Source organism: Microcoleus sp. (genome assembly GCF_049646505.1).
Classification (GTDB): domain Bacteria; phylum Cyanobacteriota; class Cyanobacteriia; order Cyanobacteriales; family Microcoleaceae; genus Microcoleus.
The window spans coordinates 1-14,080 of sequence record NZ_JBARVX010000032.1; the positions used below are offsets into that span (position 1 = coordinate 1).

A 14,080-nucleotide genomic window follows, 5' to 3' on the forward strand; every position below is an offset into this window, starting at 1 on the left:
ACTTATTACCAGATTATGTAGTCATATTTAATTTAGCAGATACAAAAAGACGCGGTATTTACTTAGGTCACAGAGGCGTAGACAAGGATATAATCGCCTTTGATAATTTGTTAAAAAGTTGTATTTCTTCACAAAGATGCAAAAGAGTTCACTGGGATATATGGATCGGTTATCTTGCTGAACGGCAACTCAATAACATTCCAGGTTTGATAGGGAATTACGCACAAGAAGTTCCTATATTTGCAGGGTGGGAATGCAGGGCGATCGACCCCAACGGAAATCGAATATTTATTGAAGAAAAAAGAAATGTTTTAATCAGTCGCGCTGTCCGCTGCGGCTATTTGTGGGTAGAAAATGCTAATGAATTAAGTTTAAAAGTCAATGAATTAGTCGATCGAGTACATCGTTTACCTGTCAATACATTAACTTCCCTAGAGTCTGAGATAGCTGTTACTTTACCCAAATGGCGGTGTGTCCCCGCTGAAATTTTATCTTTGACTAACTATTGTCCGTACTGCCACGGCACAAACTTTAGCTGGTCAGGAGGAGCTGATGATTGTTCTGAGGGTATTTGTACGCAGTGCGGAACCGAGGTAGATTTTCGTTACTGTTAATATATACACTCCCAGACTCATGGGTAGTCAGAAACCGGGTTTTTACGAAAATTTTTCGTTGTAGCCGACAATTGAAGTGAAAAACCCGGTTTCTTTGGTATTATGCGCCCAGGACTGTATATGATTCAAAAAAACAACGATCGCACTTCTTAGCAACCAGCCAAAAAATGCGATCTCCCTTTTCCTTCTACCGATCGACCGAACCCATGATAATATCGATACTACCCAAAATTGCCACCAAATCCGCAATCTTTACACCGCGCACGATGTGGGGCAAAATCTGCAAATTGTTGAAATCCGCAGCCCGAATCTTCCAGCGCCAAGGAAATGTACTATCATCGCCGATAATATAGATTCCCAACTCACCCTTGCCGCTTTCAACGCGCACGTAATGTTCGCCCTTGGGAATCTTGAAAGTCGGCGCTACTTTTTTGCCAATAAACTGATAGTCGAAACTGTTCCATTCAGATTTTGGCCCGCTTTCTAAGCGCTTCGCTTCCAAGTTTTCGTAAGGGCCGCCGGGGAGTCCTTTCAAGGCTTGATAGATGATTTTAACTGACTCGCGCATCTCGCGAATTCGGACTAAGTACCTGGCCAAACAATCGCCAGCAGCTTCGGTACAAACTTCCCACTCGAAGTCGTCGTAACATTCGTAATGGTCAACTTTCCGCAAATCCCAATTCACGCCGGAACCGCGCAACATCGGGCCGGACAGTCCCCAGTTAATCGCTTCGCCGCGAGAGATTGTACCCAGCCCTTCAATCCGGCGGCGGAAGATTGGATTGTTGGTAATTAAACGTTCGTATTCGTCAATTTTTGGCAGGAAGTAATCGCAGAAATCTTCGCACTTATCTACCCAGCCGTAGGGTAAATCTGCTGCTACTCCGCCGATGCGGAAGTAGTTGTTGTTTACCATGCGGTAGCCGGTGGCTGCTTCCCACAAATCGAGAATTGGTTCGCGATCGCGCATAGTGTAGAAAAATGGAGTTTGCGCGCCCACGTCGGCCAAAAACGGCCCTACCCACATCAAGTGGTTCGCAATCCGGTTCAACTCCAGCATAATTACCCGAATATAACTGGCCCGTTTGGGGACAGCAATATTGGCTAACTTTTCCGGTGCATTGACTGTCACCGCTTCGTTAAACATCCCCGCAGCGTAGTCCCAGCGGCTCACGTAGGGGACGTACATCACGTTAGTGCGGTTTTCGGCAATTTTTTCCATGCCACGGTGTAGATAGCCCATAACAGGCTCGCAGTCTACTACATCTTCGCCGTCCAAGGTGACAATTAACCGCAGTACCCCGTGCATGGATGGGTGGTGCGGGCCCATGTTGAGCACCATTGGTTCGGTTCTTGTCTCAATTCTTGACATAATTGATAGTTGGTAATTGGTAATTGGTTATTGGTCGTTGGTCATGAGTCATTGGTCATTAGTCATTAGTCATTGGTCATTAGTCATTAGTCATTAGCAAAAAAAACTCTCTAACTAAGGACTGAGGACTGAGAACTACTGACTGCTGACTAGGGACTGCTGACTAGGGACTAATGACTAGGGACTAATGACTAGGGACTATTGTTGATTTTTGTTTCGCTTTATAGATTATGAAGGATATCGAGCCGTCTGAGAAGGATACTCCTGGATCTGATGTTAGTGTTGACAGCTATCATGTTCCAGTTTTGGGTCAAGAATTAATTGCTGGTTTAGCTGTGCGTCCGGGCGGGCGCTATTTGGATGCGACGCTTGGGGGCGGCGGACACACGAGTTTGATTTTAGGGGCGGCGGCTGATGTGAGTGTGGTGGCGATCGATCGCGACGAAGAAGCCATCCGTTTTTGCAGGGCCCGATTTGCTAACGGTTCCGTCGAGTTTTGGCACGGCAATTTTGCCCAATATCAGTCTCAAGAGGCCACATTTGATGGTATCATAGCAGACTTGGGCGTTAGCTCGGCTCAGTTCGATACACCGGAACGCGGCTTTAGTTTTCGCCACCCTGCTAAGTTAGATATGCGTATGAACCAACAGCAATCTTTGACGGCCCAAGAGATTATCAATCACTGGGAAGAAGTTAAACTAGCAGATATTATTTACAGATACGGCGAGGAGCGATTTTCGCGGCGCATCGCGAGGCGGATTGTCGCACAACGTCCTTTTGAAACTACTACAGAACTTGCAGGGGCGATCGCCTCTACTTTCCCACCCAAGCAGCGCAACGGTAGAATCCATCCCGCCACCCGCACTTTCCAAGCTTTGAGGATAGCCGTCAACTCCGAACTCGCTTCTTTAGACACTTTTCTTAAGGAAGCGCCAAAGTGGTTAAAACCAGGTGGGAGAATTGGAATTATTACATTTCACAGTCTCGAAGACCGACCGGTCAAGCACCAACTCAGAGGAACAGACTGTTTGCAGGTACTGACAAAAAAGCCGATCGTGCCACAATCAGAAGAAGTAGCTAGAAATCCCCGCTCTCGTTCTGCTAAGCTCAGACTGGCAGAAAAATTAACTTGATTCGACACTAAGGCGAGTAAAGCACGAGTTCCAAACCAAGGCGGGGTCTGGCAAGACCGATCCCGGATGCCAGTTCCCAGTATCCTTGCGGTATCACTAATATGGCACTGACCTATAAAACCCGAAGTCCTGATGCTGATTCGGCTCCGCTGAATCAGCCAAGGGTACTTGACAACCCCGTTTTAGACCCGATCAATTCGCCTAGGAGTAAGGGATAGCATGAGTCGGGGAGATGGAAGCAAACTGAAACTAATGGTGGTCGATGACGAACCCGACAACTTGGATTTGCTGTACCGGACGTTTCGACGCGAATTTCAGGTTTACAAAGCAGATAGCGCCCTCAGCGCCCTGTCCGTTCTAGACGAACAAGGCGAAATGGCGGTGATTATATCTGACCAGCGGATGCCAGAAATGAACGGCACCGAGTTTTTGGGGAAAACAGTCGATCGCTTTCCTGATACGATTCGGATTCTGCTGACTGGATACACAGATGTTGAAGACTTGGTAGAAGCAATCAACGCAGGTCAAGTTTTCAAATACATCACCAAGCCGTGGAATCCAGAAGAACTGAAATTAGTTATCAATCAAGCGTCAGAAACTTACAAATATTACAAGCAGCGCAGCGTTGCACTGCGCCGCGCTTTACGCAAGGAATCTCTGTTCAATGAGGTGATGAGCGTGATTCGCGGGTCGCTGGATTACTCTAGTATGGTACAAACTATTGTTCAAACCGTAGGTCAAACTTTTGAGGCCAACTATTGTATGCTGCGGCCGGTAGAGGGCGATAGACTATTACCGAGTACCTTCCCCTACCAAGCCCAAACCGCCGAAACCAGCAGCTTTTCTTTTGATGAAAATTTGCTGGTGCAAGCTGTAGCCAGCCGCCAAACTCAAGTCAACCCGAACAGTGGCGGTGACGCTAATTCGGTTGAGATTGCTGTGCCCCTGACTTACCAGCAAGATTTGCTGGCGGTGCTGGCCCTGTGTCAGATTGGCGGCACTAACCCTTGGTCTGCAGAAGATATAGAGTTAATAGAAGGTGTAGCAGCTCAAGCTGCTCTGGCTCTGTCTCAAGCTAAGCTCTACCAGCGCACTCTGGATTTAGCTAACCAGATGCAGAATGAGTTGGAAGTGGCCCGCCAAATCCAAACAAATTTGTTGCGCCAAAGTTGGCCGGATTTTGAAACTGTCAGGGTGCAAGCTTGCTGCTATCCGGCGCGGGAAGTTGGCGGTGACTTTTTTGAGGTCTACGTCCACTCTCAAGGGGATATTTGGATAGCGGTGGGTGATGTTTCGGGTAAGGGTGTTCCGGCTGCTCTATTTATGGCGAGCGCGATTTCGGTGATGCGGCGCGAACTTTCTCAAGAAATTTCTCCCGAACCCGATCGAGTGATGCAGAATATGAATAGCAGTATGGCTGACGACCTGATCGGCAACAACCATTTTATTACAATGGTTGTAGCTCGTTACACTCCGTCAACGGGACACTTGGCTTTTGCTAATGCCGGTCACATTTACCCGATTGTTTGGTCGAATTCTGATGTGAAAGCTCAGACCGCTAGCGGTGAAGCGCCAGCAGAGCCGAATTTCCTGAAAGCTCGCGGCATTCCCTTGGGGATACTGCCAGTTTGGAAAGGTAAAAGCGGTGCGATCGAATTAAAATCAGGAGATGTATTTCTGCTGACGAGTGACGGAATTACTGAAGCTAGCGTGACCACTCCGGCGATCGCAGGGGGCGAAGAAACCCGTTCTATGCTACAACAAGAAGGGCTTTGGCAACTCTTGATTGAGGAGCCTGGTTCCATCAACTTGGACAATTTGTTGGCTTACATCCGAGCTGACAATCCAGTTCAGGAAGACGACCAAACCATACTTTCTCTGGAAGTTCTCTGAATCTGTCAGCAATTCCCGACTATTTGTCGGGAGCTTTGGGTATCAAAAACTCCAGCCCTCGGTTGACAGGCTACAGATTAACACAGAGAACGCGGGCGATCGGCAAAAGTTACAGAATTAGCGCGTCAACGGCTAACTCTCAACTCATGCTTTTTGGTTGATGCTTTCGTCGGCGAAAATCTATTGCCTCGATCGCCCGGTATTGACTATCCTTCATGTAGCGACAAATATCAACGCCAAATAAATTCGGCTTGTCATACTTCATCCCTGGTCTGAAGACGCAGGTTTCCAAACTTACAGGATTTTTTTATGAATACTGAGCTTCATGTGCCAAGCGACTTGCGGTTTTTAACAATTGTTGAAAATTGGTTGCTGAGCAGTTTGGAAGTTGAACTAGGAGAGCACATCGATTGGCCGCGTCAGTCGAATCGTTTGCGCTTGGTGTTAGCAGAAGCCTATTCTAACGTGATCCGCCATGCTCACAAAGATCAACCCAATTTGCCGGTGTTAATTCGCTTGAATTTAAAAAATCGCGATATTGGTTTAGAAATTTGGGATTACGGTAAAGGTTACGAAATGGATACTTACAATCCCCCCAGACCGGAAGCTAAACAAGAAAGCGGTTACGGCTGGCTGATTATGAGCAGGCTTATGGATCGGGTGGACTACAGCTTGCAGCTAGACGGTCGCAACTGTCTCAAGTTGGAAGCGAGTTTGGCGGAAAAAACTTAATCAGCCGTTAGTTGTCGGTCATTAGCCATGAGTCATATCATGTCCGTTCGATGATCGCGGCAGGTGGTAGGGGTTCCCCTCACCAAAAATATCTGCCAATAATAATTGGCAATCTCAAAAACCCGCCCTGGTTTTTAATCTCTGTCGATCGGGACATAATACAATTAGCGATCGGCAACACTCTTTTTGAAGAGGGTAGCTTTCTGTCCTGCGGTGCAGTGACAGCCTCTTTTTTGTGCATTCCCGTACCTGCGACGCGAGACTGCAAGCCCGTCAGCAGTCAGTAGTCAGTAGTCATTAGTCATTAGTCAATAGTCAATAGTCAATAGTCATTAGTTATTAGTTATTAGTTATTAGTTATTGGTTGCTGCTAACAAATAACAACAGTCAACAGTCAACAGTCAGCAGTCAACAAAATCGCTCTAATTCATCTGCGTTAATCTGTGTTCATCTGCCCTCATCTGCGGTTAAAAAAAGAGAATGTACTAACCGCAGATGACAAAGGATTAACGCCGATTCACGCAGATGCACAGAAGAGAGATATTAATAATTCTGATGTCTAACAGGTTTGGGTAAAAAGCTGGTTTCTGCCTCACTCAGGCAAAAATAACGGTCGCTTGAAGCATTCCGCGCGATCGACAGATCGAACCAAAATCAGCAATTTAAATCCGAAACAGCTTATTAAACATTAAAATTTTTGTGGGGGCGCAAATTTAGCAATTCTTGGGGAGAAGCTAACAGCCTGACGGTGACAGAAAGGATTTCTCGGTCAGAATTGAGCAGGAACAGCCATCCGACATTAACACCAAATGCGGAAGTTTTCACCCTACCGCTGACCTGAACTTCAACTCGGTCATCTTCTAAAACTTGGCTGATTCCTTGCTGCGGTGCGAGCTGCATTCCTCGCGCTTCTGTTTTTAGATAAGCGGCGATCGAGCTTTTACCGATAATTGGCTCTTCAAAGGGCGCGTGCAGAACTCCGTCCTCAGCAAACAAATTAGCAGTCTCTTCAAAATTGCCTGCATTTAAATTTTCAAAATATTGCAGTACCACTGGCTTTGTGATGCCAGCAATCTTGATAGAGCTAGTTAAAATAGGTCTAGTTGTTGCGGTCATAAAATAAGTGATTGGATAGGAATGAATATACTTTAATCATTATGTTTGTCGCAGCAAATCCCTCAAAAGATATAGGTAGGGCCAGGGATAAATTCTCTGAAGAAAAAGAGTAACGTACAGCAATCTCAAATCTCAAATTGTATAAACCCACACACTTAACTTGTTCCCTGGCTGTGCCTGGGAACAGAAATCTAGACGCTCTGCCTCGTTTGTTGGAAAAAAAGGAGGCAGAGCCGATCGATCTGCGTTACCAGGCACTACTGGCAACGAGTAAACGAGCAGTCCTTAAAATCTCAAATCTAAAATCAACTAAACCCAGACACTTTTAAAGTATCTGGGTTTCTGTGCAAGTCTGTTTGACAAACGCCAAACAGAATATTCTATTTGCGGATCAGGTTGAGCAATTCTTTAGGAGAGGCCAACAAGTCGATCGCCACAAAGAAAATTTGACCTTGGGGATCGAGCAAAAACCGCCATGCAATGTTCATACCCACATTCGATCCGAACCAAGGAGTTTCGACTTTACCCGTAACTTTCACTTGGCGGTAGCCATCTTCTGCAGGCTCGGACATACCTTCCTGTGGCATCATTTTCAGTCCGATGCACTCTTCCCGCATATAGTTGAGGATAGCTTCGCGACCGACGATCGGCTTTTGAAAAGGCGGTTGCAGAGCGCCTTCTTCGGCAAATAAACCGACGGCTGGGGTGAAGTCGAAGGCATTCATGTAGTCGATGTAGTTGAGCACTGTCTGCTCGGTGATACCTTCAATCTTGGTTTTCACCCGCTCTGCTGCTGCGGTGGGAGTGCTGCGGGGGGCTGCTCGTTTGCCGTACTCTTGGCTGAAATCCGGATCGTAGCCCATGTGAACTACGGTGTTGCGAAGTACGGTAATTTGTTGGCCCGGATCGAGTTTCTTGATGGTTTCGAGAACTGCGGTGGCTTCGGGAGACATTTGATAGCCAGGGGGGATGGGAGCGACAACGCCCTGCTTCATCAACTGTCCCAACTCGTACCAGAAACCGAGTTTGGTGTTGACGCGCAAGGATGTGTAAATCCGGCCGATTGAGGTGTCGGCGTTGCTGGCCAGGTCAAACATGGTTTTGCTTTGGTCTGCAGGGGACATCTGCTTAATGTCGTTGAGTACGCCTTCGACAAGCGCCATGCTGGCTACTCCGGGAGCTGCTGCGGTGATGGAGATGCCCATTTCAGTGTAGGCATACCAGAGCAGTGCGAGTTGGTCTTCGACGCTGAGTTTGTAGAACGCTTCGGTGGTAGCCGGAACAGCGCTCGCAATCTCGGTGTTTGAGAAAATCGATTGAGCCGATTGAATACTAACTGCCATATGTATGCTGCGGGATTCGCTGTTGGTTTTACTTGCCGACTTGAATAGACGAACCCATTTCTCCTTTAATTACATTATGTAACGTTTTTGAGCTTTTTGAGTTCAAATTTATAAATATAAAGATTGTGAAAGTATTATCGATTCTGTCCCCAAAAATCCTCTTAAAATTACTAGACTTATTGCACATTTTATGCTGCGGTTGCTAATTCTATGAAAATATCAATTAATCGCGATCGCATTCAGCAAAAAGCCCTAGAGTTGGGATTTCACAAAGTGGGAATCGCCTCTGCAGACGCGGATGTCGATATAGAAAAACAAAGATTGCAGGCTTGGCTGGACAAGGGTTATCAGGCGGATATGGCCTGGATGACCAACCCGAAACGCTCCGATATTCGATCGCTCATGCCAGAAGTCAAGTCATTAATATGTGTTGCCATTAACTACTACACGCCCCACCAGCGCCCCGAAAATTCCCTGTTGGAGGGGGGGGACGGTGCAGCCCTAGAATATGCTAAAATCTCTCGCTACGGTTGGGGGCGGGATTACCACAGAATTTTACACAAAAAACTCAAGGTTTTGGCAAATTGGGTGCGATCGCAAGCCGAAGGAATTGAAGCGCGGTATTATGCTGATACCGGGCCGGTTCAAGATAAAATGTGGGCGCAGCGTGCGGGGATTGGCTGGATTGCTAAAAATGGTAATTTAATTTCCCGCGAATACGGTTCTTGGGTGTTTTTGGGCGAAATCTTGACTAATTTGGAGTTAGCGCCCGATACTCCTCACACCGAACATTGCGGTAGTTGCACTCGCTGCATTGATGCGTGTCCGACGGGGGCGATTACTGAGCCTTTTGTCGTGAATGCCGATCGGTGCATAGCATATCATACGATCGAGAATCGAGCCGAAAAACTCCCCGACGAAATAGCATCTAATTTACAGGGTTGGGTTGCCGGTTGCGATATTTGTCAAGATGTTTGTCCTTGGAATCAGCGATTTGCTCAACCAACAGATGTTACAGAATTCGAGCCTTATCCTGAAAATATAGCGCCGACACTTGCAGAATTAGCCGATATTTCCGACGAAGAATGGAACCGCAGATTTACAGCTTCGGCGCTGCGGCGAATTAAACCGGAAATGCTGCGTAGAAATGCCAAAGCAAATCAAATTAATAGTCATTAGTCAGCAGTCATTAGTCATTAGTCATTAGAGCTAATATATAGCCTTTCTCAAAAAAGTGAGGTATTTACTATGCACTATGCCCTATGCCCTATGCCCTATGCCCTATGCCCTATGCACTATGCCCTATGCCCTATGCCATATATGCCCGACAGCACCTCATCTTTCTGAAAAATGATATAATTCCAGTTCTTTATTTGCTATTGTCCAATGACCAAAGTAATTATTTTTGATTTTGACGGTACTTTAGCAGATACAATCGATATTCTTTTGAGCATCACCAACCGTTTGTCAGCAGAATTCGGTTTTAAGCCTGCGACAAAAGAGGAAGTTGCTCAACTGAGCAATTTAACTTCTTGGCAAATTCTTCGTTATTCTGGCATTTCCATCTTCAAATTCCCGCTGCTGATTAGAAAATTGAGAGCAGAGTTACGCAGTGAAATTTCAGACGTTCAATTATTTCCGGGAATTAAAGAAGTTTTGCTGGAGTTGAAAAGTCTGGGGTTTCAACTGGGCATTATCACATCTAATTCCAGAGAAAATGTCTTAGCGGCGCTGGAAAATAACAATTTACAAGATACTTTCACGTTTATTTACTCTGGTTCAACTTTCGGTAAACATAAAGTTATTAATAAATGGCTCAGACAAGAGCATATAAATCCTGAAGAAGTATTTTATGTGGGAGATGAGATTAGAGATATAGATGCTGCTAGAAAAACTGGAATTAAAATAATTGCTGTAGGTTGGGGTTTTAATTCTCAGGAGGTTTTGGCCTTACACCATCCCGATTTTTTGATTGAACGTCCCCAGCAATTGATCGAGATTATGAGTAATCTGGGAAGAATGTAAATTCATGTAAACAAATATTTCAAAATTTAAAGTAGTAAAAACTTTATGTCCCGGCAGATTGAAAAAAGGGATTGAGGCTGATATAAATATGAAGGAGTAAAGATTTACTCGATCGCTCAAATAAAGAGGAACAGTATTATGTCAGCATTTGAAACTTTCTTGACATTTAGCTTGGCTTCAACTTGCGCGGTGGCTACTTTGGCAACTTGGCTGCGTTTCACCTATCCGCCTTCTGTTAAACGCAATTAATTGCAGGATTTTTGGAAGTTGGTATGAGAAACCGGGTTTCTTAGACTTTGCGTCATTCCCAGAAACCCGGTTTCTCTCGATTTTTTTTACCATCCCATAGATATTTTATATCAAATCCTCTCTTCATCGGAATGATTCAGATATATATTCTCTCCCTCTGTGTACTCTGTGTTCTCTGTGGTTAAATCATTCCGATGCAACCGGAAACGATATTATGAGAAACCGGGTTTCTTAGACTTTGCGTCATCCCCAGAAAGAAAGAATAATTTGTTATACCAATTTCATAAAGTAGCGCTAGATATTACCCCCCCAACCCCCCCTTATTAAGGGGGGGCTAAGACTTCATCTATAGCACAATTAAGGGGGGCTAAGACTTCATCTATAGCACATCTTTAGAAAAATGGTATTAGTCTCCTTCGCCCAGTTTCAGTGCGGCTAAAACGGCTTGCTGGCTAACTGCTTGGTAAATTTTACTAAAATGCTGCTTGAGTGCGTCAGAGGCGGGGGAAGATTTGCTACTGGTTGCTGTTGGGTTGGTTGCGAGGGGAATCGGGCCTAAAATATCTAAGACTGTTTCGCTGCTGGGCGGCGGCACAATTACGACTAAAGATGATTCTAGCTGCTGGTTGTATTCCCAAAAGCGATCGACCTTCGGCAATTTAGAATTCGCAGTCGGGGAATTTTCGACCTTAAGTTGGGAATTTTTCTCTTTATTAGTACCGCGTCTTTGCCGAAGTGCTGTCAAGATTTGCTCTTTGGTTCTTCCCCGCAGTTGAAAGAGTACAAAGGGGTCTTCTCCGAAGCGATCGCCCAATAAGTAGTATACTGCACTGATGTGCTTGCAAGGATTTTTGGGGTCAGGACAGCTACAGCGCGATCGAATATCAGATAAACTTAACGGAAATAGCGTTTTTCCTGCCGCTGCAAATACATCTTCAATATTGTGCGGCATTTCTCCTGCTAATAATTTAGCCGAAAAAACCGCTCTTTGGGACATATTTTCAATCACGTAATCCCAATCTTCATCGCTCAATGTATCGAGTCCTAGAGAAACTTGATAGGGTTTGGGGTCTGTTCCTTGAACGATAGCAATTACTTCTTGATTAGGGAATTTAATGCTGAGAACTTTACCTTCGCGCGCGTATTGCCAGCCGCGTTCTAAACGCTTTTTGAAGCGGTAGGTATTGATTAAATCTAGCCACTGTTGTGTCCACCATTCTCTGTCAATCATAAGTCATAAGTCATTAGTCATTAGTCATTAGTCATTAGTCATTAGTCATTAGTCATTAGTCATTGGTCATTGGTCATTAGTCATTAGTCATTATACCTCTTGCAAAAGTCCTTTTAATCAAATTTTGGGACGGGCTAGAAGCCCATCCCACAAGAAAAAAGATTTTTGTGGGATGGGCTTCTAGCCCAATACGGTTCACTTAACATATTTATGCCCCGGAGATCCCCCTCGCATCCCCCTTAAGAAGGGGGACGCAAGAGGGCATTCTTGTCCCCCCCTTCTTTAAGGGGGGTTAGGGGGGATCGTCTTAAGTGAACCGTATTGGCTTCTAGCCCGTCCTAACTATTTTTGCAAGAAGTCTATTAGTCATTGGTCATTGGTCATTGGTCATTGGTCATTAGTCAGCAGTCATTAGTCATTGGTCGTTAGCAAGTCCGCATTCAAGAAGGACTAAAGTCCTCACTACGAACAATTAAAATTATTCTTCTTCGGTTTCTATAATAGCATCGCGATCGAGAATTAGTAAATTGCGAAGTTGGTCTGTGTCGAGTTCGGTGAGCCAGTTTTCGCCAGCGCTGACTACTTGCTCGGCTAGAGCTTTTTTACTCTCGATCATATCGTGGATTTTCTCCTCTAGCGTACCCGTGCAGACAAATTTGTGGACTTGCACGTTGCGGGTTTGACCGATACGAAATACGCGGTCAGTTGCCTGATTTTCTACTGCGGGATTCCACCACCTGTCATAGTGGAAAACGTGGGTAGCCCTGGTTAAATTCAAACCGGTGCCGCCAGCTTTTAAGGATAATATCATAATCGGCGGGCCTTGCGGATCGTGTTGGAAGCGATCGATCATTTCTTCCCGCTGCTGTTGCTTAATGCCGCCGTACAAAAACAAAACTTCTCGCCCTAAATGCTTTTCTAGATGCGGTTTTAGGAGTTTTCCCCATTCAGCAAATTGAGTGAAAATCAAAGCCCGATCGCCCTCAGCGACAACCTCTTCCAACATTTCCACCAACCGCTGCAATTTCCCTGATTCTTGGCTGTTAATGCTCAATTCTTTGGGCTTACCTTCTGCTTTTACAAGGGCAGGGTGGTTGCAAAGTTGCTTGAGTTTTACCAGCAAAGCCAGAATCATTCCCCGGCGCTGAATGCCTTCGGCTGAATCTAAGTTAGCGATTGACTCTTCGACTATTTTCTGATATAATGCTGCTTGCCCAGCAGCCAGACTGCAAAATACAGTCATCTCCTGTTTTTCCGGCAAATCTTGGATGATTTCTTTGTCAGTTTTCAGGCGGCGCAGGATAAAAGGCCGAACGAGCGATCGCAAAGTATGCAATGATTCTCTATCTCCATATTTCTCGATCGGAATTGCAAAACGGCGCTGAAAGAAATTGCGCGGCCCCAAATAGCCAGGATTCAGAAACTCCAAAATAGACCACAATTCTTGCAGTCTATTTTCCACCGGAGTTCCCGTCAGCGCAATTCTAAAATCTGCCTCGATTTGCCGCACCGCCTGCGACTGCTTAGCCTCGGAATTCTTAATATTTTGGGCTTCATCCAAAACCAATCCTTGCCACTTAACGCCTTGAATTTCCTTAGCATCGCGAAACACCAGCGCGTAACTGGTAACTATTAAATCCTTCCACTTAATTGCGGCCGCAAATGCTTTGCCTTTAGCGCGTTTGTCTCCGTGGTGTAGCAATACTTTCAGCGTCGGGCCAAATTTCTTGACTTCCCGCTCCCAATTGCCCAATACCGATGTCGGACAAACCAATAATGTCGGCGCTTCTAGAGAATTTTGTTCTTGCAAGTGCAGGAGGAAAGCAATTAGCTCAATGGATTTTCCCAAACCCATATCGTCCGCGAGACAAGCACCTAAACCCCAGCGTTCTAAGAATGCCAGCCAGCCAACTCCCAATGCTTGATAAGGCCGCAATTCTCCCCGGAAACTAGCCGGAGTTGCGATCGCACTTACGGCCTGATTATCGCTTAAAGTATTCAACAATTCCTGAAGTTGACCCGTAGCTTCAAAATTCACCACAGGCAATTTTTCAATAGTCTGAGAATCGCCCGAAGCCAAACGCAAAGCATCCTCCAAAGAAAGAGTCATTTGGGAATTGCGACTAGCAAAAAAAGTTTTAGCAGCCTTCACATCGGTGGCGCGCAACTCCACCCACTCACCGTTAATTTCCACCAAAGGCGAATTCAGCTCTACCAGCCGATCGAATTCTGCCTTAGAAATGCGCTGTCCGCCGATCGTCAATTCCCACTTAAAATTTAACAGACTTTGCAATCCCAACCCCCCCTTGCCCCCCCTTGCTAAGGGGGGGTTAATTTCTCCAGCGCCCCCCCTTGCTAAGGGGGGGTTAATT

The 14,080-nt window shown here is 45.7% G+C and carries 12 protein-coding genes; 7 read left to right on the forward strand and 5 right to left on the reverse strand.

The window, feature by feature from the left end; translation table 11 throughout:
- Positions 1 to 614, forward strand: a 614-nt coding sequence (locus WBA89_RS02095; protein WP_424403624.1) for a hypothetical protein, incomplete at its 5' end; no start/stop codon positions are given.
- Between the two features lie 187 nt (positions 615 to 801).
- Here WBA89_RS02095 and WBA89_RS02100 read toward each other — a convergent pair.
- On the reverse strand, positions 802 to 1,986 hold the full coding sequence (locus tag WBA89_RS02100; RefSeq protein ID WP_424403626.1) for an NAD(P)H-quinone oxidoreductase subunit H: 1,185 nt from the start codon (positions 1,984 to 1,986) through the stop codon (positions 802 to 804).
- A 230-nt stretch (positions 1,987 to 2,216) separates the two neighbouring features.
- Between WBA89_RS02100 and rsmH the strand changes: the two genes are divergently transcribed.
- The 4 genes from rsmH (at position 2,217) to WBA89_RS02120 (ending at position 6,031) form a co-directional block, all read left to right on the forward strand.
- Complete coding sequence (gene rsmH, locus WBA89_RS02105) at positions 2,217 to 3,119, forward strand: 16S rRNA (cytosine(1402)-N(4))-methyltransferase RsmH (RefSeq protein ID WP_424403628.1); 903 nt, start codon at positions 2,217 to 2,219, stop codon at positions 3,117 to 3,119.
- A 219-nt stretch (positions 3,120 to 3,338) separates the two neighbouring features.
- On the forward strand, positions 3,339 to 5,012 hold the full coding sequence (locus WBA89_RS02110; protein ID WP_424403630.1) for a SpoIIE family protein phosphatase: 1,674 nt from the start codon (positions 3,339 to 3,341) through the stop codon (positions 5,010 to 5,012).
- Positions 5,013 to 5,321: 309 nt separating this feature from the next.
- Positions 5,322 to 5,744 (forward strand): ATP-binding protein, encoded by a 423-nt coding sequence (locus WBA89_RS02115; protein ID WP_194061581.1) that lies wholly within the window; start codon positions 5,322 to 5,324, stop codon positions 5,742 to 5,744.
- A gap of 50 nt (positions 5,745 to 5,794) precedes the next feature.
- Complete coding sequence (locus WBA89_RS02120; RefSeq protein ID WP_424403632.1) at positions 5,795 to 6,031, forward strand: hypothetical protein; 237 nt, start codon at positions 5,795 to 5,797, stop codon at positions 6,029 to 6,031.
- Positions 6,032 to 6,425: 394 nt separating this feature from the next.
- Here WBA89_RS02120 and WBA89_RS02125 read toward each other — a convergent pair whose 3' ends face one another.
- Both WBA89_RS02125 and WBA89_RS02130 read right to left on the reverse strand, forming a co-directional pair.
- Positions 6,426 to 6,860 carry a nuclear transport factor 2 family protein gene (locus tag WBA89_RS02125; RefSeq protein WP_424403634.1) on the reverse strand — a complete coding sequence of 145 codons (435 nt, stop codon included), beginning with the start codon at positions 6,858 to 6,860 and terminating at the stop codon, positions 6,426 to 6,428.
- A gap of 380 nt (positions 6,861 to 7,240) precedes the next feature.
- On the reverse strand, positions 7,241 to 8,203 hold the full coding sequence (locus tag WBA89_RS02130) for an orange carotenoid protein N-terminal domain-containing protein (RefSeq protein ID WP_424403636.1): 963 nt from the start codon (positions 8,201 to 8,203) through the stop codon (positions 7,241 to 7,243).
- 210 nt (positions 8,204 to 8,413) lie between these two features.
- Here WBA89_RS02130 and queG point away from each other — a divergent pair, with 210 nt between their 5' ends.
- Together queG and WBA89_RS02140 are read left to right on the forward strand one after the other, a co-directional pair.
- Positions 8,414 to 9,382: a tRNA epoxyqueuosine(34) reductase QueG gene (gene queG / locus WBA89_RS02135; protein ID WP_424403638.1), complete on the forward strand. Its 969-nt coding sequence runs from the start codon at positions 8,414 to 8,416 to the stop codon at positions 9,380 to 9,382.
- Between the two features lie 207 nt (positions 9,383 to 9,589).
- Positions 9,590 to 10,228: an HAD-IA family hydrolase gene (locus WBA89_RS02140; protein WP_424403640.1), complete on the forward strand. Its 639-nt coding sequence runs from the start codon at positions 9,590 to 9,592 to the stop codon at positions 10,226 to 10,228.
- A gap of 655 nt (positions 10,229 to 10,883) precedes the next feature.
- Here the strand turns inward: WBA89_RS02140 and WBA89_RS02145 are convergent.
- On the reverse strand, positions 10,884 to 11,708 hold the full coding sequence (locus WBA89_RS02145) for an SWIM zinc finger family protein (protein WP_424403642.1): 825 nt from the start codon (positions 11,706 to 11,708) through the stop codon (positions 10,884 to 10,886).
- Between the two features lie 478 nt (positions 11,709 to 12,186).
- The coding region (locus WBA89_RS02150; protein WP_424403644.1) for a DEAD/DEAH box helicase at positions 12,187 to 14,080 on the reverse strand (1,894 nt) is incomplete at its 5' end.